Raw genomic sequence first — 21,726 nt, forward strand, 5'->3', positions numbered from 1 at the left:
CTTATCTAGAAAAATTTTCCGCATAGCCCTGCTTTAACTTGTCGCAACGGCTAGAGATAAGGTATCCTATCAAGAATATTTTTATCGCTAAAACCTAGCCTTAACATGACAAATTTTATCAAGGTAAAATTGTCAAAAAAGCGGGTTAAGGCTCTTATTTAAGTGTGTTTGAGAAATCTTAATGGAATCCATCTACAATCCCCAATCAATTGAAGCCGAAGTTCAGAAATTTTGGACTGATAACGACACCTTCAAAGCTGAAGAGTTACCAGGAAAAGAAAAATTTTATTGCTTGGCGATGTTTCCATACCCAAGTGGTCGACTCCATATGGGCCACGTGCGTAACTACAGTTTAGGTGATGTGATTTCTCGTTACCAACGCATGCAAGGCAAAAATGTGATGCAACCTATGGGTTGGGACGCTTTTGGTTTGCCGGCTGAAAATGCCGCGATTAAAAATAACTCCGCGCCTGCCAAATGGACTTATGAAAATATTGATTACATGCGTAACCAATTAAAGTCATTAGGTTTTGGTTACGACTGGAGTCGTGAATTAGCGACTTGTAAAAAAGACTATTACCGTTGGGAGCAATGGTTCTTCACTCAGCTTTATGAAAAAGGCTTAGTGTATAAGAAAAATGCCACGGTAAATTGGGATCCTGTTGATCAAACCGTATTAGCTAACGAGCAAGTAATAGATGGTCGTGGCTGGCGCTCTGGCGCGCTAGTTGAGCGTAAAGAAATACCGCAATGGTTCATTAAAATCACAGCTTATGCTGAAGAATTAATTAACGATTTAGACCAATTAACCGATTGGCCTGAACAAGTTAAAACCATGCAACGTAACTGGATTGGTCGCTCTGAAGGTGTAGATATGACTTTTCAAGTGGCCGACTCGACTGAAAGCTTCGATATCTACACCACGCGCCCAGATACCATCATGGGGGTGACTTATGTTGCCTTAGCTGCACAGCATCCATTAGCCTTAGCTGCGGCTGAAACGAATCCGGCACTAGCGGCATTTATTCAAGGCTGTAAAACTAATAAATCTACTGAAGCCGATATGGCGACAATGGAGAAAAAAGGCGTTGATACCGGCTTAAAAGCACTGCACCCGATTAGTGGTGAAATAGTACCTGTTTGGGCGGCAAACTTCGTACTAATGGACTATGGCTCAGGCGCTGTTATGTCTGTACCGGGTCACGACCAACGCGATTGGGAATTTGCCACTAAGTATGGTCTAGAGATTAAACAAGTTATTGCCAGTGATGAAAGCGCTGACGTTACAAAAGCGGCAATTACTGGCAAGAGTTTTTTAGTTAATTCTGGTGAATTTGACGGTTTAAATTTTGAAGAGGCTTTTAAAGCTATTTCAGAAAAATTAATCGCTGAAAACAAAGGTAAAGTAACGGTAAACTATCGCTTACGTGACTGGGGTGTTTCTCGTCAACGTTATTGGGGTACACCGATTCCAATGCTGCATTTAGCCAATGGTGAGTCTGTGCCGGTACCGGCAGATCAATTACCTGTTGAACTACCCGAAGATGTAGTGATGAATGGCGTAACCTCGCCAATTAAAGACAACCCTGAATGGGCTAAAACCACCTTCAATGGTGAAGAAGCATTTCGCGAAACAGATACTTTTGACACCTTTATGGAATCGTCATGGTATTACGCACGTTATTGTTCACCGAACGACGATACGCAAATGTTAGATCCAGCCAAAGCTAATTATTGGTTACCGGTAGATCAATACATTGGCGGTATTGAGCATGCCATTTTACATTTACTTTATGCCCGTTTTTTCCATAAATTATTACGTGATGCTGGCTTAGTAGAATCTAACGAACCTTTTAAGAAATTGCTCTGCCAAGGCATGGTATTAGCTGATACCTATTATCGTGAAGCAGACAATGGCGGACAAGATTGGATTGCACCGACAGACGTTGACGTTGAACGTGATGAAAAAGGCAATGTCACCTCTGCTATCAGTAAATTAGATGGCAAACCGGTTATTTCTGCTGGCATGAGCAAAATGTCAAAATCGAAAAATAACGGTATTGACCCACAAGCAGTTATTAATTTATATGGCGCTGATACCGTACGACTATTTATCATGTTTACCTCACCACCAGAGCAAACATTAGAATGGTGTGATGCCGGCGTGGAAGGTGCACATAGATTCTTAAAGCGGGTTTGGAAACTCACTTATGACTTTACCCAAGTTGCAGAAGTGTCAAAAGCAGCACCCAAGATTGCCAACTTAACGCTTAACTCGGCGCAAAAATCATTACGCCTTGAATTGCATAAAACCATTGCTAAAGTCAGTGATGATATTGGTCGTCGAAACACCTTTAATACCGCTATTGCCGCGATCATGGAATTAATGAATCATCTAGGTAAAGCGAATATTGCCAGCACTGAAGATCGCGTGGTGATGCATGAAGCTATTCGTGCGGTAGTCTTAATGCTAACACCTATTGTGCCACATTTAAGTCATCATTTATGGAACATGGTTGGCGATGGTAAGCCAGTTGAAAATACTGCCTGGCCAGTGGTTGACCCCACCGCTTTAGTGGAAGATGAAAAGCTTATTATTGTACAAGTTAACGGTAAATTGCGCGCTAAAATTACTGTGTCAGCCGAGGCAACAAAAGAAGCGGTTGAAGAAATCGGTTTTAATGATGTCAATGTTAGCAAATTTCTTGACGGTAAAACCGTACGTAAAGTGATTTATGTACCGGGTAAGCTATTGAATATTGTTGCTAATTAGTAGCTTCTATTGTTACAGCTGTTAATGATAACTTAATTAAAACAGCGATTTAAAAGTGCATAGCTAAAACTTGTCGGCTATGCACTGATTGAATTTTACCTATAAAAAGTGAACACTTTATGCAGCCATTAATAATTCGTCGAGTAAGCAAACTTTTATCCTTTAGCATTGTCTTAATGATGTTAAATGGTTGTGGCTTTCAACTACGCGGCAATTATTTATTAGCGCCTGAGCTACAAACCATTATATTTAGCTCGGTTGATCAATATGGTGAACTCACCCGTTTAGTTAAGCAGCACTTAAGCATTAACGATGTGACTTTAGTGCGACAAAGTGAAAAAGCTATTCCGCAAATGCGCATACTACAAGACAATTTAGACCGAAGAACGCTATCGGTTTTCCCGAATGGTCAAGTAGCAGAATACGAGCTTATTTATACCGTACGCTATCAAATTTTAATCCCCGGACAAGATATTCAAAATTTCCGCTTTGAGCTTAATCGTGACTATCAAGATGATCCTGATATTGCCCTAGCAAAAAGTCGCGAATTGTCGTTAATGTTACGAGAAATGCGTAAAGAAGCCGCCAATAAAATTTTACGTGACATGGCTAGTATTCAGCTCTAGGTAACTTCACATGCGCATTTATCATAATCACCTCGAGAAAACCTTAACACAAGGCTTTAAGCCGATATGGTTAGTCTTTGGTGATGAGCCATGGCAAAAAAATGACGCCTTAGAAAAAATTAAAAATAGTGCTAAAAAACAAGGCTTTGATGAAGTTATTCGTTTTAGCATTGACGATAAATTTAATTGGGATGAGCTATTCCAAGAATATCAGTCAATGAGTTTGTTTTCATCATTACGCATTATAGAAGTAGAGTTTACCACGGGTAAAATTGGCGATAATGGTGCGAAAGGTATAGCGCAATTACTCACCCTGTTACATCAAGATATTCAACTCATCTTTCATGGCCCTAAAATTGACGCTGCCACACAAAAACGTAAGTGGTTCAAAGCGTTAGAAGCTGCTGGTTGCTTTGTGCCTTTATACGATATTGAAGGTAAACAATTAAAACAATGGCTCAGCAATCAAGCCCGGCAGTTGCAATTAACCTTACCTGACGATGTTATTAATTTAATGACTGAATTATTTGAAGGTAATTTACCGGCATTAGCTCAAGAGTTGCAAAAACTGTCGATATTATTCTCACAGCAACCCGTGAGTGTTGAAGAAGCAGAGCAACTTTTAATTAAACAAGCGAGATTTAATCCTTTTCAACTGATCGACACTTTGCTGATTGGCGATCTTAAAAAGTGCTTAACTATCTTAGATCATATGCAGCATGACGGTAGCGCATTTGGCCAATTAGTTTGGGTGGTTCACAAAGAAATTAGTCAGCTTTATGCCATGTTAGAACAAATAGCACAAGGCAGCCATATTAACGACATTTTTAAGCAATACCGTATTTGGGAGAAGAAAAAACCCTTATATCAGCATGCGTTAAACAATATAAGCTTAAGCAATGCCGAGCAAGCATTAGCGAGGCTAGCGCAAGTGGATTTACTCAGTAAAACCAGTAGCGACTTTAATGCTTTTATTTTGCTCAGTGATGTTTTTATCAGCTTATTTCACGATAACATCAGTCAACACTTCAGTTTAGATTATGAGTATAACTAACCAAAAAACGCCAACGCTTATCGCGTTACTTGGCGGTACCTTCGACCCTATTCATCTCGGTCACATCTTACCTGCCCAAGAAACTGTGCAATGGTTAGGCGCAAAACAATTACATTTAATTCCTGCTCATATTCCGCCACATAAAGCTGGCACTCATGCCAATGCGAAGCAGCGTACTAAAATGGTGGCTTTAGTCTGTGATAAAAGCCCAGTATTTACCCTTGATACTCGCGAGCTCAAGCGTTACAGCCCTTCATATACCGTCGATACCTTACAACAAATAAAAACTGAGCAACCTAATGCCGCTTTATATTTTATTATGGGTATGGACTCGCTCTTATCATTTACCCAATGGCACCGCTGGCAAGACATTCTCACCTTATGTAACTTAGTGGTTAATATTCGCCCAGGCTACCCGCACCTAGCGTTGGAAGCAGCACTTGAGCCAGCACTAAAGTCTCGTTTAATTTATAGTCTTGCGCAATTACAGCGCCAGCAAACGGGACAAATACTGATCCATGAAAGTAGCCCTGTGGATATTTCCTCGACCACAATAAGAGCCAAAATTAAAGCGGGCTCAAACGTCAGTCAATACCTACCTGAATGCGTATATGATTATATAGAGCAACATAAGCTCTATCGATAACGCCATTATTTTTCAATAACTGCCGCCAAATCACTCATTTTGTATCACTTGGGGAGAAGTTAAGTGAAATAAATCCATTGTTGTGCAAAAAAACGGCTATTTACTGCATTAGATGGTTAACTGACAAACAAAATAATGCTATTATCGCCGATTATTGTTGTTAATTATAGAGATCCCACTTTGCAAAGTTCAGACCTAATTACTTTTGTTACCGAAAAAATCGAAGATATGAAAGGCCGCGATATCGTTACATTAGAAGTAGCTACAAAATCGAGTTTCACTGACTACATGTTAGTTTGCTCTGGTAACTCAAAACGCCACGTTATTTCCATTGCACAATCACTCACTATTGAATGCCGTGCAGCTGGTATTGAAGCCTTAGGTGTTGAAGGAAATGATGTTGGTGAATGGTCTTTAGTCGACTTAGGTGATGTTGTTGTACATGTGATGACTGATGAAACTCGTGAGCGTTATCAACTAGAACAACTATGGCAGTAGTCTAAACAACAATGCGCATTACCTTATATGCCGTTGGTAATAAAATGCCCGCTTGGGTTAGCCAAGGGTTTAGCGAATATTGCCGTAGATTTCCTCGTGATATGAGTTTCCATCTAGTGGAGATTTCACCAGGGAAACGCGGTAAAAATGCAGACATTGCCCGCATTCTTGAAAAAGAAGGTGAGCTAATGTTAGCGGCTATTCCAAAAGGTAATCGCATTGTTACGTTAGAAGTAGAAGGCAAGCCTTGGACCACTCCTGATCTTGCCAAACAACTGGAACGTTGGCATATAGATAGCCGAGATGTTGCGCTTTTAGTTGGTGGACCTGAAGGGTTAGCACCTGCTTGCATTCAGGCATCTGAGCAAAAGTGGTCATTGTCACCACTGACCTTACCACACCCTATGGTGCGAATTGTTGTGGCTGAAAGCCTCTATCGTGCTTGGTCAATCAATAATAATCACCCTTATCATAGAGAATAAATAATGGCACCCAAAAAACGTGTTGTTATTAGAAATCATAGCGCTGAAGCCAATTTATTTGCCCGCCGTACCTTCATCACCTTTGCGGGTATCATCATACTTTCATTAGTGTTATTTAGTAATGTTTATAATCTTCAAGTTAGCTCATATCAAAAATACCAAACACGCTCAAACTCTAACCGTATTAAACTCTTACCTGTCGCGCCCAATAGAGGCTTAATCTACGATAGAAACGGTGTTTTACTGGCTGACAATACCCCCGTTTACAGCTTAGAAGTGATCCCCGAGCAAGTAAATAACATTAAAAATCGCTTGTCAGCAGTTAGCCAACTGTTAGATATAAGCCAAGAAAAACAAGACAAACTACTGCAAGCAATGAAGAGTAAACGTCGTTTTAAACCGATAGAGCTTTATTCACGCTTAAGCGAGCAACAGGTCGCCTTGTTTTCGGTCAATCAGCATAAATTCCCGGGGTTTTTTATTGATGCACGTTTAAAGCGTTATTACCCTTTTGCTGAGTTAACCACCCACTCACTGGGTTATGTCGCGCGTATTAATGGTAGAGACTCACTCGCGCTAGAACAGCAAGGTTTAGCTGAAAACTATGCCGCTACGCGCAATATTGGTAAACGCGGATTAGAACGCTATTACCAAGACATTTTACACGGCACCATTGGCCACCAAGAAGTAGAAATTAACAACCAAGGTCGGATCATTCGTACCTTAGACTTTACCCCACCCATTCCCGGTAAAGACCTGACCTTAACCTTGGATATTGAGCTACAAATGATCGCAAAAAGGGCGCTTTCGGGTAAACGTGGTGCGATTGTCGCCATTGACCCAAGAGACGGTGGCGTGCTTGCTATGTATTCAAACCCAAGTTTTGATGGCAACTTGTTTGTGCATGGTATTAGCAGCAAAAAATATAAAAGACTTTTAGCCCCAGAAAGCAACAAACCCTTACTTAACAGAACATTACAAGGCTACCCACCCGCTTCAACGATTAAACCGTTATTAGCTATTACGGGTTTAGACGCGGGGGTCATTACGCCAGAAACAGAAATTTATGATCCCGGATTTTATCAACTGCCCGGGATAGAAACTAAGCGACGTGACTGGAAAAAATGGGGCCATGGCAAAGTCGGTTTATCTAAATCGTTAGAGCAGTCTTGTAATGTTTATTACTACGATTTAGCCTATAAATTAGGCATTACCCGTATTAGTCAAATGATGAGAAAGTTCGGCTTCGGTGAATATACTGGTATTGACCTACACGAAGAAAGTCGTGCAATTATGCCCAGTATCGAATGGAAAAGAGCCCGTTATAATAAACCTTGGTATACGGGTGAAACCCTATCGGTAGGTATTGGTCAAAGTTACTGGTCAGTCACACCACTGCAATTATCACAAGCCTTATCTATTCTAGTCAACAAGGGTGAGATTAAGGTGCCACACTTATTAAAAGCAACCACTGAAGTGGTTGTTCACGACAAAGATGCTAGCACAGCGCAAACCATTGTCACTGAATATGTTGTTGATGAAAAACAGCCTATCGTCTTAAAAGACCAACATAGCTGGGATCTGGTTTTAGACGGTTTACATAATACCGTGCAAAAATTTGGCGCGACCGGTTATGCCGCATTTAAAGGCAGTAAATACGACGCGGCAGGTAAAACGGGTTCGGCACAAACCGCTAACATCGAACAAGGTGAAGAATACGATGCGAGTCAAGTTAAAGAAAGTAAACGTGACAATGCCATGTTCATTGCCTTTGCTCCGTACGAAAACCCTGAAATAGTGATTGCGGTTGCCATAGAGAATGTTGCTGAAGGTGGTGGTGGTACCAATGCCGGACCGGTTGCACGCCAGATTATGGATCAGTATTTTGGTGATCGCGAAATTATCAGTAAAGACCCGCGCAAGCATCCACATCATAGCAAGGATTTTCATCAAAAAATTAAAAATACAGCAGGTAATCCCTAGTGCGTAATACCGGACATGATCAACACCAAGAGCGCACTTTATGGCAAAGTTTACATATTGACCTGCCATTATTAATCGGAATTTTAATCTTACTAACACTGGGATTATTTGTTGTCTACAGTGCAGGTGGGCAAGAGTCTGCCGTGCTAATAAGACATGCAAAGCGTGTTGGCTTAGCATTATTTGTGATGTTTATTGTTGCGCAAATCCCACCCTTGTCTTATCGAAGATGGGCGGTGCCTGTCTTCATTATCGGCTTAATGCTATTAAGTGCCGTACTACTATTTGGTCATGTTGGCAAAGGTGCTCAACGTTGGTTAGACCTTGGCTTTACCAAGTTTCAACCCTCTGAAATTATGAAACTTATCATGCCTATCATGATCGCTTGGTATGTTAGTCAATACGATTTACCAATCAAAATATCTAAAATAATCATCGCTTTTATTTTAGTCTTAATACCCACACTGCTCATTGCTAAACAACCTGACTTAGGCACGTCTTTACTGATCGCAAGCTCAGGCATCTTTGTAATATTTCTTGCGGGTGCCAGTTGGAAACTTATCGGGGCCTGTGTTGGTTTAGCGTCTGCATTTGCGCCAGTTTTATGGATGTTTTTGATGAAACCTTATCAAAAACAACGAGTACTAACATTTTTAAATCCTGAACAAGATCCACTTGGCTCAGGCTACCATATTATTCAATCTAAAATTGCCATCGGCTCCGGTGGTATACAGGGTAAAGGCTGGTTACAAGGTACCCAATCACAACTAGAGTTTTTACCTGAGCGCCATACTGACTTTATTTTTGCGGTATTTAGTGAAGAATTTGGCTTAATTGGTGTAGGCTTATTGTTAACAGTATATCTGGCCATTGTTATGCGCGGCTTATGGATTGCGGTCAATGCTCAGCATGCCTTTACTAAGCTTTTGGCTGGCAGCTTAACACTGACATTTTTTGTGTATATATTTGTTAATATCGGCATGGTTTCTGGTTTATTGCCTGTGGTGGGTGTACCCCTACCTTTAATTAGTTACGGTGGCACATCAATGGTGACATTAATGGCAGGATTTGGCATGCTTATGGCAATAAGCACCCATAGAAGATTTAATATCTAGCAAAAAGAATGGCGTATTAAATAATAGCGCATGGAATAATAGCGTATAAAAAATCACCGAATAAACGATTGACGTAAATAATAATAGAGTCTACTGATATTTATGGCGAAACTAAACATCAACCACCCTATATACCTATGTGTATTGATCATACTTGTCTCGGCTTGTAGCGCTAACTATGGTCGCTACCAACAAAAAAATGACAGTACACCCAGCCGCTTACCTACCGCTAGCGAACTTCATGATGCTACGCCGCGAGCTGAAGCCTTTAGCCTTGGTGGTAATAAACACTATCAAGTACGCGGTGAAAACTATCAAGTATTAAACAGTGCAGAAAATTTTAGTCAAGCCGGAACGGCCTCTTGGTATGGTCGAAAGTTTCATGGTCATTTAACCTCGAATGGCGAAATTTACGATATGTATGCCATGAGTGCCGCCCATAAGAACTTACCTTTACCTAGCTATTTAAGGGTTGTTAATAATAGCAATGGGCTATCTGTTATTGTTCGAGTTAATGACCGTGGCCCTTTTCATCAAAGCCGTATTATTGATTTGTCATACAGTGCCGCCTATAAGCTCGATATGCTAAAAACAGGTACTGCCAATGTAACCATTACAGCAATCACTGATTTTACGCTTAATGGTTTAGCCAAACTTCAGGCCCGCAATCAGCGCCCCACAGATAACGCAAAAACAATCAAGCCTTTGCCAAAAACAAGGCTTTCAGTCGCAACTGAAACAATAGCCACGAGAAAAATTGAGCTTGAAACAGTGACACCATCACTATTAAAGGTTACACCTATAGCACAATATATTCAGGTATTTGCTAGTAGAAGTCATACTCAAGCGACTAAACTTGCCAAGGGATTAATTAAACAGCATCAAATAAATACCCTATTAGAACAAATAAATGGAATTTTTCGTGTGCTTGTTGGTCCGATAGAGCGCAGTGATGAATTATCTAGGTTATTGTTAGCCATTAAAGCAGATGGTTACCCTAAAGCTTTTATTCGCCAGTAACTTTATTCACTAGTAGCTTTTATGCACGAGTAAAATATTAAGCCCTAAGGTTAACCGTTATTTTTTAGCGAATATGTTTAACGAACAAGTCATATTACTACGACTGAACGTAGACAAATAATTAGCAAAATTCATCAAAGGTAACAAATTGATGGTAGCACTGATTAGTATTAAAAAAGAAAAATGTTATACTGCACAAAATTTTTATAATTTCCATTAAATGTTTTTATAATTTCCATTAAATGATAGCGCTGTAGGACAATTATGCCCCAAATCAAAGTTACTCGAGTACCTAAAAAACCGATAAAGTTATTAACTGTTTTAGGCTCTGTATTATTAAGTGTTTGCTCCCTTTCTCATGCACAAACTATTATCCCACCCGCTCCAGAAGTAAGTGCTAAAGGCCACATTTTAATAGATTATGCCACGGGTACGGTTATTGCAGAAAGTAATGCCGATATTTTACTTGCGCCAGCAAGCTTGACCAAAATGATGACTAGTTACATCATAGGTAAAGAGCTAGATAATGGTAATATCAATAATGATGACCCCGTTAAAATTAGCGAAAAAGCTTGGGCAAAAAACTTCCCTGAGTCATCAAAAATGTTTATTGAAGTGGGTACAGAAGTATCAGTAAGCTTGTTAAATCAAGGTATTATCGTTGCATCAGGAAATGACGCCTGTGTTGCTATGGCTGAACATATTGCCGGTAGTGAAGGTGCATTTGCCCAATTAATGAATGCCCACGCTGAACAATTAGGCATGTATAGTAGCTTTTTTGAAAACAGTCATGGCTTAGACAGCAAAGAACACAAAACCACAGCGCGTGATATGGCAACACTGGCCATTGCCCTTATTCGTGATGTACCCGATGAGTACAAGTTGTATCGCCAAAAGTCTTTTACTTATAACAACATTAAACAATATAACCGCAATAGTTTATTGTGGGATAAAAGTATGAATGTTGACGGTTTAAAAACCGGCCATACCTCACAAGCAGGCTATAGTTTAGTCACATCGGCTACTAAAGGCGATATGCGCTTAGTCAGTGTCGTTATGGGTACAGACAGCGAGCGCGCTCGTAAAGTAGAGAGTAAAAAACTACTGAACTATGGTTTCCGTTTTTACGAAACATACACCCCCTATAAAGCCGGTGAAAAATTTGTTAGTGATAGAGTTTGGATGGGCGATCGCAAAGAAGTTGACTTAGGTATTATGGTTAATACCCCAATTACCATTCCTCGTGGTCAACGTAAAAACTTACAAGCAAATTTTGAGTTAGACAAGCAACTTACAGCGCCACTGCAAAAAGGTGAAGTAGTAGGCAAATTGTTTTTACAACTCGACGGTGAAGATATTGCCCAATACCCATTAGTAACGCTACAAGAAGTTCAAGAAGGTAGCCTGTTTAATAAATTGATCGACTATGTAAAGCTGCAATTTATTAACTAGTTTTAATCACTGTTTTATTGGTTATATCAAACTGCACAGAAAACTTAGCCTAGGCTAAGTTTTCTGCTTTAATTCAGCTGTATTAGAAAATAAAACCATCACCAAACATTGATATTAGTTAATCTCCCCCTCATTTATATCCAATAACTAGCCTCGACTGGTCACATTCGTAACAAATAGTGTTAAAATATCACCAATTGGCACATTCAGCCGCTTAAATTATTACCACATGGATTGGTTTATTTACCACTAACTCGAATATGCTAGTCATGATTAAACCACCTACAGCATATGGGTTTCTTTACCGATTAAGAGAATAAAATGAATACTAAATTTGATGAATTATTAGATTTCCCCACCGTACTAAACTTTAAAGTCATGGGTATCGCGTGTGACGAATTACCAGACCTAGTGGTTGGTGAGTTGCAAAAACACACGCCTGGTGATTATGCGCCAAAGGTAAAACCAAGCTCGAAAGGAAATTATCATTCAATTTCAGTGGTTGTTACGGTTACCAGTAAAGAACATATTGAAACAATATATAAGACCTTGAACGCCATTGAGCAAGTACGTTACGTGCTTTGACCCTACTTCTTATCCGGTGTATTCACATTATTATTTAGCTATAATACCCGCAATAAAACCTATAGAGATGTATTTTGAAAAACACATTGATTATTCGGCAACTGAATAACCTCGACTACGTCGATGTTTGGCATGCCATGCAAAATTTCACCGATAATCGAGACGAAAGTACTGCTGATGAACTTTGGCTGGTAGAGCATCCGCCAATATTTACTCAAGGACAAGCAGGTAAAGATGAACACCTACTTATGCCTGGAGATATTCCAGTGGTAAAAGTAGATCGTGGCGGGCAAGTCACCTATCACGGCCCTGGCCAACAAGTGATCTACTTTATGATCAATCTACGTCGAAGAAAAATGGGCATAAGAACACTGGTTACGCTAATTGAAGATGGCATAGTAGCCTCAATGGCAGACTTTGGCATTACGGCAAAAGCAAAGCCTGACGCACCCGGTGTTTATGTTGAAGATAAAAAAATTGCCTCTTTAGGTCTTAGAGTACGTAAAGGCTGCTCATTTCATGGTTTGGCATTAAATGTTAATATGGACTTATCACCATTTCTACGCATTAACCCTTGCGGTTACCAAGGCTTAGAAATGATACAAACAATCGATTTACAAGGCCCTGCCACAGTAGATCAAGCGGGTGACTCATTGGTTAAACACCTAAGTGAGTTATTAAACACCCAGCATTTATCTTATCAAACGGGATTGGAAACAATACATGACCACTAAATCATCACAAATTACTCCAGGCACTAAACTACGCGATGCCGAAAAAATGGCGCATATTCCTATTAAGGTTATGACTTCTGAGCGCGAAACCATGCTAAGAAAACCTAATTGGTTACGCATTAAACTGCCAAAAAGTTCAGAGCGTATTGATAGTATAAAAGCAGCACTACGTAAACATAATTTACATTCTGTTTGTGAAGAAGCGTCATGCCCAAATTTATCAGAATGTTTTAATAACGGTACAGCAACCTTTATGATTTTGGGTGATATTTGTACCCGCCGTTGTCCATTTTGTGATGTTGGCCATGGCCGCCCAATGGCGGTAAATAAAGAAGAGCCGCGCAAGTTAGCCTTAACGCTAAAAGACATGAAGCTGAAATACGTAGTGATCACTTCTGTTGACCGCGATGACCTTCGTGATGGCGGCGCCCAACAATTTGTTGATTGTATTACCGAAATTGCCGAGCATTCACCACATACTAAAGTAGAAATTTTAGTCCCTGATTTTCGTGGCCGTATGGATCGTGCTTTAGAAATTTTAAATACCCATCCACCGGGTACTTTCAATCACAACCTAGAAACCGCACCGCGTTTATATACCAAAGCTCGCCCAGGCGCTAACTACCAATGGTCATTAGATCTATTGAAAAAATTTGGTGAGGCGAACCCAAGTGTACCGACTAAATCTGGTTTAATGGTTGGCTTAGGTGAAACTAACGAAGAAATTCTTCAAGTGATGCGGGATTTACGTGCTCATGGCGTTACCATGTTAACTATTGGTCAATACTTACAACCGAGTAAACATCATTTACCGGTCGAGCGTTACGTTCACCCAGATGACTTTGCTATGTTTAAACGTGAAGCAGATAAAATGGGCTTTGATCACGCCGCATGTGGTCCACTTGTACGTTCTAGCTACCATGCTGATAAACAAGCCGCTGGTGAAGAAGTAAAATAGTACCTACCGCCTAAGTACATACTGCCTAGTTAATTAACCTTAACTAGGCAAAATCAAAAAAGCTAGCCGATAAAATGGCTAGCTTTTTCGTTACAGCAAAGTAAAACGGTTAACTTATAATCATTGAAATAAATAATCGATCATTCTAAGGTAGGCTAACTTTTCGCTCAATGGGTTTATTACGCAAAAATAGCGCTAAAATCCCGCCAATTAGGGCGGTAATCGCCGCAAAATCAAAGGTTATCACGGCGCCAATACCCTCTTGCCATAATAAGCCAGCTACATAGGCACCAATCGCACCACCAACACCATAAACACCACCGATATAAATCGCCTGCCCTCGGCTTTGTTGGTTCGCGTTAAAGTGCTGTTGAATAAAGCTAATACTGGCACTATGGTATAAACCAAAACTTAGCGCGTGGATCAGTTGGGAGAATGCCAATGCCATATCGCTATTGGCAAAATGTCCGACAATAAACCAGCGAAATGCCGTCAATAATATGCTCATGCTAATTAACGTTTTTAGCGAAAAACTCTTAAAGAAAATAGCGGCAAAAACAAAAACCCCAATTTCAGCAACCACACCAATAGCGATAAAAATACCAATTAAAAAGCCTGAGTAAGCTAAATTTTTAAGGTATAAAGCAAAAAACACATAATAAGGCCCAAAGCTCATTTGCAACATTAAGCCGGCAAAAAAGAATAACAAAAAGTTACGGTTGAACACTTTGGCTTTAATAGAGACATTATCAAGGGAGGTTTTTTTAGCTATTCGAGGTTGCTTGTTGAGCAGTGTCGATATAAAAAGCCCTGCTAATATGACCATACCAATATAACTAAAGGCTTCGGCAGAATAACGCTCAATGAGTTCACCACTGAGCATAGCAACAATGACAAAACCGATACTGCCCCATAAACGAATACGGGCATATATTTTCGCACTTTTGCGAATAGAGTTCAGGGTCATCACTTCAATTTGCGGTAATATTGAGGTAATAAAGAGGCTAAACATGGCCAAACTAAACATTAATGGCCAGTAACTGAATGTCCAAATAATCAAACTAAAACAACACAACGACAGCAATGCCCCTACTTTCACTATCGTTAGTTGTTGACCTGACTTGTCAGCAAGCTGCGCCCATAATGACGGCGCTACTATTTTTGTTGCGGTGATCACCGCTAATATTTCACCAATTTCTAGCGAAGTAAAACCTCTGTCATCAAGGAATACCGCTAAAAAAGGCACGATTAAACCTAAGAGACCAAAATACCAAAAATAATTTGTCGACAAACGTATGAATTGCTTTGAAGCCATTAGGTTAGGCTACCATCGCTTGGGGATTTACCCGCAAGCTTAACGTTCAATATCTGGCGTTTGACAAATCACATCCATATTTTGTGCACGATGTCTCAAATAATGATCCATCAAGGTCAAGGCTAACATAGCTTCAGCAATCGGTACTGCGCGAATGCCGACACAAGGATCATGACGGCCTTTAGTCACAATGTCAGCAGACTTACCCGCAAGATCAACGGTTTTACCACTAACACCGATACTAGAGGTTGGCTTTAATGCAATCGACGCAACAATAGGTTGGCCTGAAGATATGCCACCTAAAACACCACCCGCATGATTTGACGCAAAACCCTCAGGGGTTAACTCGTCTCTGTGCTCAGAGCCTTTTTGATTAACAACAGCAAAACCGTCGCCAACTTCTACCGCTTTCACAGCATTAATGCCCATTAAGGCATGGGCAATATCCGCATCTAAACGATCAAAAATAGGTTCACCTAAACCCACAGGCACATTATTCGCTACTACCATCAATTTAGCGCCGATAGAGTCTTTTTTACGCATAATGCCACGTAATAATTCATCTAATTGTTCAAGTTTATTCGCATCAGGAAAGAAAAACGGATTTTCTTCAACAATATTCCAATCAATATTTTCAGCACATACGTCACCAATCTGGGTGACACAAGCTTGAATAGTAATACCAAATTTCTGTTTTAAATATTTTTTTGCTACTGCACCCGCTGCCACACGCATCGCAGTTTCACGCGCCGAAGAGCGACCGCCACCACGATAGTCACGAATGCCATATTTTTGCCAGTAAGTATAATCCGCATGTCCAGGACGAAATGTCTTGGCAATATCACCGTAATCTTGCGAACGTTGGTCGGTATTCTCAATTAATAAACCAATAGGTGTGCCGGTAGTTTTACCTTCAAAAACACCTGACATTATTTTGACTTCGTCGGCTTCTCGGCGCGCGGTGGTAAAACGCGATGTACCCGGTCGGCGTCGATCAAGGTCGTGCTGTAAATCAGCTTCGTTAAGCTCTAAGCCTGGAGGGCAACCATCAATAATGGCCCCTAAGCCTAACCCGTGGCTTTCACCAAATGAAGTAACTGTAAATAACTTACCAAAAGTATTACCTGACATAATGAATCTTACCCGTAAAAAATGATGATATACCAAATGCCTTAATGAATTGGTATCAGAGTACCCAACAAACTACGCTAGGCAGCTTGTTGGGTATTAATTATTTATTGTCTGAAAATCTTGCTGATGATTTTCTAGTTGTGCTTTAGTTAAACGAAACACGCCATGACCACCTCGTTCAAACGCCAACCACTGAAATGGCACATTGGGGAAAGCAGCACTTAAATGGATTTGTGAATTGCCCACTTCACAAATCAACACGCCATTATCATGCAGATGACTCGCGGCTTGCGCCAAAATTTGTCTTACGATATCTAAGCCATCAAAACCACTGCCTAAGCCCATTACTGGCTCATGTAAATACTCTTGCGGCAATGCATCGACATCCTCTTGATCAACATAAGGCGGGTTTGTCACTATTAAATCATAACCTTGCCCTACGAGCCCAGAAAAAACGTCAGATTCAATTGGCATAACTTGTGCTGATAAACCATGACCTTCAATATTGATTTGTGCGACATTGAGTGCATCAATAGAAAGATCGGCTGCATCAACTTCTGCTTCAGGAAACGCAACAGCACAGGCAATAGCAATACAACCACTACCGGTACATAAATCTAAAATTTGCTTTGGCGCATGATCAATTAAACCGGCAAATTTATTATCGATTAACTCACCTATGGGTGAGCGTGGCACTAGCACACGCTCATCAACATAAAAGGGCAAGCCACAAAACATTGCTTGATTAGTTAGATATGCTGCAGGTAGCCCTTCAACCATTCGCCGCTCAAACAAGTGTAAAATCGCTATTCGCTCTTGGGATACCAAACGACATTGCATAAGATCATTGGATATTTCTTGCGGTAAAGCCAGTTGATGCATCACCAAAATAAGCGCTTCATGCCAGGCATTGTTTGTACCATGGCCAAAATACAACTCAGCCTGATTAAACTGACTCGCACCAAAACGCACATAATCATTAACGGTATGTAACTGTTCGCTTACCTCTACAAAATTTATTATTCCCACGCTTTCCTCAGGTTTTATTATCATAACACTTGTTTTTATTATTATACTTTCACTTGTTATTGTTCGTCGATGTTTTTAAACTTCGCAAATGAAATCTAAAGACGCACTTAATGTGGAAGAAATAAATTTATTTAAAGATACCATAGGTAAGGTAAAACCTATGGTGCAGGACAGAATACACCCGGCAAAAAGAAGCAGCAAGCAGAAAACGACTTTAGCAAAACAAAAAGATAAAAAAGCCTTGGCTGAGTTTCATTTCTCTGATGAATTTGAACCCGCGCTGAATCTTAATGGTCCTCTAAAGTACGTTCGTGATGGCGTTGATAGTTTTGAAGCTAAAAATTTACGCCGTGGTCAATACGCCCCAGACTTAATTTTAGACTTACACGGCCTTGATCTTTACCAGTCAAAACGTGAAATTGCCGCATTGCTTGCCGCTTGTGAAAAAGAGCATGCACAATGTGTTTGTATTGTTCATGGTTTAGGTGGCCGCATATTGAAAAATAAAGTGCCGCACTGGTTAGTACAACACCCTGATGTGATGGCCTTTCATCAAGCGCCATTGGAATGGGGTGGCAATGGCGCCATACTGGTTTTAGTCGAATTAAAAGACAAGTTTAGTATTGATTAACCAAAACACTTAACGAGCCATAATCTCAAAAACATCATGGCAACCTAGCGCCGAACTTCATTAACTGAAAGCTTCATTAACTGACGACTTGATTAGGTGACATTAAGCGAATAAGCTCGCCATGCATTTTGTCGGTATCATAGTCAATTTGCGCTACCGAGCCCGTTTGAAATATCGGCATAGTGTTATCACTGCTCAATTCGGCGACCAAATAACTTACCAAAGGCATATGTGACACTAATAATATTTTCTGGTACTGCTCAACAGCGCAAACGGCATCAAGATAATCATGAACATCTTTAGCACTATCTTCTGGTGTAATAATACTTAAGGTTTGCCTTTTACATACATTGCCTAATTGGCTAATCACGGCATCTGCCGTTTGTTGCGCGCGTAAATATGGGCTAACAAAAACACAATCAAATGAAAGACTGTTTTCTAATAACCATTGTCCCATAATTTTAGCTTCTTTGACGCCGTTTTCAGTTAACGGTCTGAGTGCATCAGACGGCGCAATCATTTTAGCTTGTCCGTGACGCATAACAAAAATTTGCATAAACACCTTAATTTCAACACAATTTTCAATATTGTTGATTGTAGGTCTAAACAAGATGAATCTTATATATTCAAGTGGTTTAGCCCTAGTTCTCAATAATTTTGGCTATAGTAAACGAATTGTTTAGCTTTTTATAACATCTAATAAGAATAAAATGGACTCACCTTATTCCTTAAGGTAATTTAGAAAGATTATCAATAGAGCATAGCCACGCCGAGCAACAGCATAAATTGTGCGGGAGTAACCGTGAAACAAAGCCCGAATGACGCTAAACACTATCAAACCATCACCTTAGGCAATGGCTTAAGAGCTTTATTAATCCATAACCCTGAATCAAATAAATCTGCCGCTGCTTTAGCCGTTAACGTGGGTCATTTTGATGATCCTAATCATCGACAGGGACTTGCTCATTTTCTTGAGCACATGCTATTTCTTGGCACCAAAAACTTTCCTGATGGCAGTGAATATCAGAAATTTATTAATCAACATGGTGGTAGTAATAACGCTTGGACAGCAACAGAACATACCTGTTTTTTCTTTGATATAGGTTATCAACATTTTAGCGCGGCAATAGCACGTTTTGGCGAGTTTTTTACTATGCCGTTATTATCTGAAGAATTTGTTAACAAAGAACGCAAGAACATTGACGCCGAATTCAAACTCAAGCTTAAAGACGATATTCGACGGCTTTACGACGTTCACAAAGAAACCATTAATCAAGCTCACCCTTTCGCAAAGTTTTCTGTCGGTAGCAGTGAGACCTTAGCCGATAAAGTCGGTTACAATTTACGCGATGAGTTGTGTGAGTTTTTTCAAAAGCATTATCAAGCACATTTTATGACCTTAGTGTTAGAAGGGCCACAAACGCTCACCGAATTAGAAAATTTAGCCCATGAACATTTCTCTAAAATCAACACTAATGGCATGGCTAAAACAAAAATTAGTGAGCCGCTTTACTTGGCCCAGCATCAACAAAAATTGATCACAGTGCAGCCAGTTAAAAACGATCAACAACTGATCATTAGCTTTGCCATGCCAAGTATTGATCAATTTTATCGTCAAAAGCCTGAAGCTATTCTGGCCTACTTAATTGGTCATGAAGGTCCGGGTAGCATTTTATCATTATTAAAAAGTAAACAATGGGCGCTGGCTTTAACGGCTGGCTCAGGCATAAATGGCTCTAATTTTAAAGATTTCAATATTAGTATCTCACTTTCTGAATTAGGTACACAGCACATCACTACCATTGTCAGTATCGTATTTTCATATCTAAATTTACTTAAGCAAGCACCAATTAATCAACAGTATTATCAAGAAAAAAAAGCCTTAGCTGAGTTATCATTTTCTTACCAAGAAAAACTATCACCTCTGAACTCTGTCAGCCAACTTGTGATCAATATGCAACATTATCCAGAGCAAGATTATATTTTCGGTGATTACGTTATGGAAGGTCAAAATCAATCAACACTAAATACCTTACTTGGCTTAATGGTTGCGACTAACATCCGCATTATTTCTATCGATAAAAATGTTCCTCAACAGCCCCATATCAACACCAGTAAATGGTATCAAGTTCCCTACTCGGTCAAGGATATTAAACCCGAGAAAATTGAACAATGGCAAAATGCCCCCAAGATAAACGCGCTTTTTTTACCCAGTAAAAACCCTTATATAGTGTCCCGGCCTAAGCTGATCAAAAATGATAATACAGAAAATGGCCCGCTGACACCGCCCAAAAAGATTTGTCAGCAAAATGGTTTAAATGTTTGGTTTAAACATGACACTAGTTTTAATACCCCTAAAGGCTATATCTATCTCTCTATAGACTCTCCAGCCGTAATAGAAAGTGCTAGCACGATAGCAATGACACGTTTATTTATTGACCTTTACAGCGACGCTGTTATTGAGGAGCACTACAACGCCGAATTAGCGGGCATTCACTATCACCTATATTCTCATCAGAGTGGCCTAACGCTAAAATTATCAGGTATTAGTACAAAACAAGAAAAACTATTGCCGCTATTGTTAGCTAGTTTAATGCAGGGAAAATTTTGTCCGAATAAATTCGCATTATTTAAGCAAGAACTGCTCAGTCACTGGCAAAATGCAGAAAACAGCAAATCAATTTCACAACTATTTGCCAACCTTAGCGCCACAATGCAACCCAAAAGCCCCAGTAACCAAAGTTTAATTAATGCCCTAGAGAAGATATCGTTTCAAACGTTTACAAATTTTGTAGCCCATATTTTTGAAAACACCGCGGTCAATTTACTCATTCATGGCAATTGGTCCCGACAATCTGCTGACCATATTATGACCAAGGTTAAACAAGTTTTTGATGGCAAGTTATCTCAAGATAACCAAGTTGAAATTCCATGTCTAGATCTTCAGGGCCTAGGCCCATTAACACTAACAATGGAGTTACCAGAGCATGATCACGCCGCTTTACTCTATTACCCCATGCCAAATAAAGATTTGCGCACAATCGCGTTAACCATGTTAACTAATCAATTATTGTCGCCTATTTTCTTCCAAGAAATGCGCACAGAAAAACAATATGGCTATTTGGTTGGTGTCGGTTTTATACCGATTAATTGCTACCCAGGCATTGCTTTTTATATTCAATCGCCGCACACCGATTCAGTAACCTTAACAGAGGCCATGAATGACTTTATCGCTCGAACAAATAATTACATTATAAACTTGCCTGCTGAGCACTGGCAGCATTTACAATTTGGCCTAGCAAGTCAGTTACAAGAAAATGATACGAACTTGAGAATTAAAAGTCAGCGTTACTGGGCCGCTATTTGTAATAAAGAAGCCTCTTTTGACCAAAAGCAAAAACTCATTGCAATGATTAAAACTATCTCAATAGATAATGTAGCTGAATTTATCCAACAATATTTTAATGGCGCAGAGCTAAAAGATCGCTTGTCGTTATTAAGTTATGAAAACAAAACACAGTTAGATAAAATGACCAAGAATGTAACCATTAATGACAATATCGAATTTTTATTAAAAAAATGTCAAAGAAAATATTAAGTTAGCCGATACAAACAAGTGAATATATTAATAACCGGAATATCACCACACAATGCCGACACAATAACAGCAAAGATTGACTTAGTTCCTCACATC

At 39.8% G+C, this 21,726-nt stretch carries 19 protein-coding genes; 15 read left to right on the top strand and 4 right to left on the bottom strand.

Annotated elements, in window-relative coordinates; translation table 11 throughout:
* Nucleotides 1–181: 181 nt before the first annotated feature.
* From leuS to lipA, 13 genes are all read left to right on the top strand, one after another.
* The gene (gene leuS / locus H4J41_RS09875; protein WP_182138310.1) at nucleotides 182–2,773 is read left to right on the top strand and encodes a leucine--tRNA ligase; all 2,592 of its coding nucleotides are present in this window, start codon (nucleotides 182–184) and stop codon (nucleotides 2,771–2,773) included.
* 119 nt (nucleotides 2,774–2,892) lie between these two features.
* A complete protein-coding gene (lptE, locus tag H4J41_RS09880) occupies nucleotides 2,893–3,399 on the top strand; it encodes an LPS assembly lipoprotein LptE (protein WP_182138309.1) in 507 nt (168 codons plus the stop codon).
* A 10-nt stretch (nucleotides 3,400–3,409) separates the two neighbouring features.
* Nucleotides 3,410–4,453, top strand: coding sequence for a DNA polymerase III subunit delta (gene holA, locus H4J41_RS09885; protein ID WP_182138308.1), 1,044 nt, complete (start codon nucleotides 3,410–3,412; stop codon nucleotides 4,451–4,453).
* Nucleotides 4,440–5,099 carry a nicotinate-nucleotide adenylyltransferase gene (gene nadD, locus H4J41_RS09890; protein ID WP_182138307.1) on the top strand — a complete coding sequence of 220 codons (660 nt, stop codon included), beginning with the start codon at nucleotides 4,440–4,442 and terminating at the stop codon, nucleotides 5,097–5,099. Before holA ends, nadD begins: the two co-directional genes overlap by 14 nt.
* 180 nt (nucleotides 5,100–5,279) lie before the next feature.
* Complete coding sequence (gene rsfS / locus H4J41_RS09895) at nucleotides 5,280–5,597, top strand: ribosome silencing factor (protein WP_259364505.1); 318 nt, start codon at nucleotides 5,280–5,282, stop codon at nucleotides 5,595–5,597.
* Nucleotides 5,598–5,608: 11 nt separating this feature from the next.
* Complete coding sequence (gene rlmH, locus H4J41_RS09900; RefSeq protein ID WP_182138305.1) at nucleotides 5,609–6,079, top strand: 23S rRNA (pseudouridine(1915)-N(3))-methyltransferase RlmH; 471 nt, start codon at nucleotides 5,609–5,611, stop codon at nucleotides 6,077–6,079.
* 3 nt (nucleotides 6,080–6,082) lie between these two features.
* Nucleotides 6,083–8,062 carry a penicillin-binding protein 2 gene (gene mrdA / locus H4J41_RS09905; RefSeq protein ID WP_182138304.1) on the top strand — a complete coding sequence of 660 codons (1,980 nt, stop codon included), beginning with the start codon at nucleotides 6,083–6,085 and terminating at the stop codon, nucleotides 8,060–8,062.
* Nucleotides 8,062–9,177, top strand: coding sequence for a rod shape-determining protein RodA (rodA, locus tag H4J41_RS09910; RefSeq protein ID WP_182138303.1), 1,116 nt, complete (start codon nucleotides 8,062–8,064; stop codon nucleotides 9,175–9,177). Before mrdA ends, rodA begins: the two co-directional genes overlap by 1 nt.
* A 102-nt stretch (nucleotides 9,178–9,279) precedes the next feature.
* Nucleotides 9,280–10,197 carry a septal ring lytic transglycosylase RlpA family protein gene (locus H4J41_RS09915; RefSeq protein WP_182138302.1) on the top strand — a complete coding sequence of 306 codons (918 nt, stop codon included), beginning with the start codon at nucleotides 9,280–9,282 and terminating at the stop codon, nucleotides 10,195–10,197.
* A 264-nt stretch (nucleotides 10,198–10,461) separates the two neighbouring features.
* Nucleotides 10,462–11,649 carry a serine hydrolase gene (locus H4J41_RS09920; RefSeq protein ID WP_182138301.1) on the top strand — a complete coding sequence of 396 codons (1,188 nt, stop codon included), beginning with the start codon at nucleotides 10,462–10,464 and terminating at the stop codon, nucleotides 11,647–11,649.
* Nucleotides 11,650–11,970: 321 nt separating this feature from the next.
* Nucleotides 11,971–12,234: a DUF493 family protein YbeD gene (ybeD, locus tag H4J41_RS09925; protein ID WP_182138300.1), complete on the top strand. Its 264-nt coding sequence runs from the start codon at nucleotides 11,971–11,973 to the stop codon at nucleotides 12,232–12,234.
* Nucleotides 12,235–12,305: 71 nt separating this feature from the next.
* Nucleotides 12,306–12,968: a lipoyl(octanoyl) transferase LipB gene (gene lipB / locus H4J41_RS09930; protein ID WP_182138384.1), complete on the top strand. Its 663-nt coding sequence runs from the start codon at nucleotides 12,306–12,308 to the stop codon at nucleotides 12,966–12,968.
* Complete coding sequence (gene lipA, locus H4J41_RS09935) at nucleotides 12,958–13,926, top strand: lipoyl synthase (RefSeq protein ID WP_182138299.1); 969 nt, start codon at nucleotides 12,958–12,960, stop codon at nucleotides 13,924–13,926. The genes lipB and lipA overlap by 11 nt, the downstream gene beginning before the upstream one ends.
* Before the next feature lie 145 nt (nucleotides 13,927–14,071).
* Here lipA and H4J41_RS09940 read toward each other — a convergent pair whose 3' ends face one another.
* From H4J41_RS09940 to prmB, 3 genes are all read right to left on the bottom strand, one after another.
* The gene (locus H4J41_RS09940) at nucleotides 14,072–15,241 is read right to left on the bottom strand and encodes an MFS transporter (RefSeq protein ID WP_182138298.1); all 1,170 of its coding nucleotides are present in this window, start codon (nucleotides 15,239–15,241) and stop codon (nucleotides 14,072–14,074) included.
* Between the two features lie 39 nt (nucleotides 15,242–15,280).
* Entirely contained in the window at nucleotides 15,281–16,372 is a 1,092-nt protein-coding gene (gene aroC, locus H4J41_RS09945) for a chorismate synthase (protein ID WP_182138297.1), read from the bottom strand.
* Between the two features lie 96 nt (nucleotides 16,373–16,468).
* Nucleotides 16,469–17,401, bottom strand: coding sequence for a 50S ribosomal protein L3 N(5)-glutamine methyltransferase (gene prmB / locus H4J41_RS09950; protein ID WP_310649837.1), 933 nt, complete (start codon nucleotides 17,399–17,401; stop codon nucleotides 16,469–16,471).
* An 88-nt stretch (nucleotides 17,402–17,489) separates the two neighbouring features.
* Between prmB and smrB the strand changes: the two genes are divergently transcribed.
* Nucleotides 17,490–18,032, top strand: coding sequence for an endonuclease SmrB (gene smrB / locus H4J41_RS09955; protein WP_182138295.1), 543 nt, complete (start codon nucleotides 17,490–17,492; stop codon nucleotides 18,030–18,032).
* 76 nt (nucleotides 18,033–18,108) lie between these two features.
* Here the strand turns inward: smrB and sixA are convergent, their stop codons facing one another.
* Complete coding sequence (gene sixA / locus H4J41_RS09960; protein WP_182138294.1) at nucleotides 18,109–18,588, bottom strand: phosphohistidine phosphatase SixA; 480 nt, start codon at nucleotides 18,586–18,588, stop codon at nucleotides 18,109–18,111.
* A 246-nt stretch (nucleotides 18,589–18,834) separates the two neighbouring features.
* Between sixA and H4J41_RS09965 the strand changes: the two genes are divergently transcribed.
* Nucleotides 18,835–21,630, top strand: a complete 2,796-nt coding sequence (locus H4J41_RS09965; RefSeq protein ID WP_182138293.1) for an insulinase family protein — start codon at nucleotides 18,835–18,837, stop codon at nucleotides 21,628–21,630.
* Nucleotides 21,631–21,726 lie beyond the last annotated feature (96 nt).

The organism is Colwellia sp. MB3u-45, from assembly GCF_014077005.1.
Taxonomy (GTDB): domain Bacteria; phylum Pseudomonadota; class Gammaproteobacteria; order Enterobacterales; family Alteromonadaceae; genus Cognaticolwellia.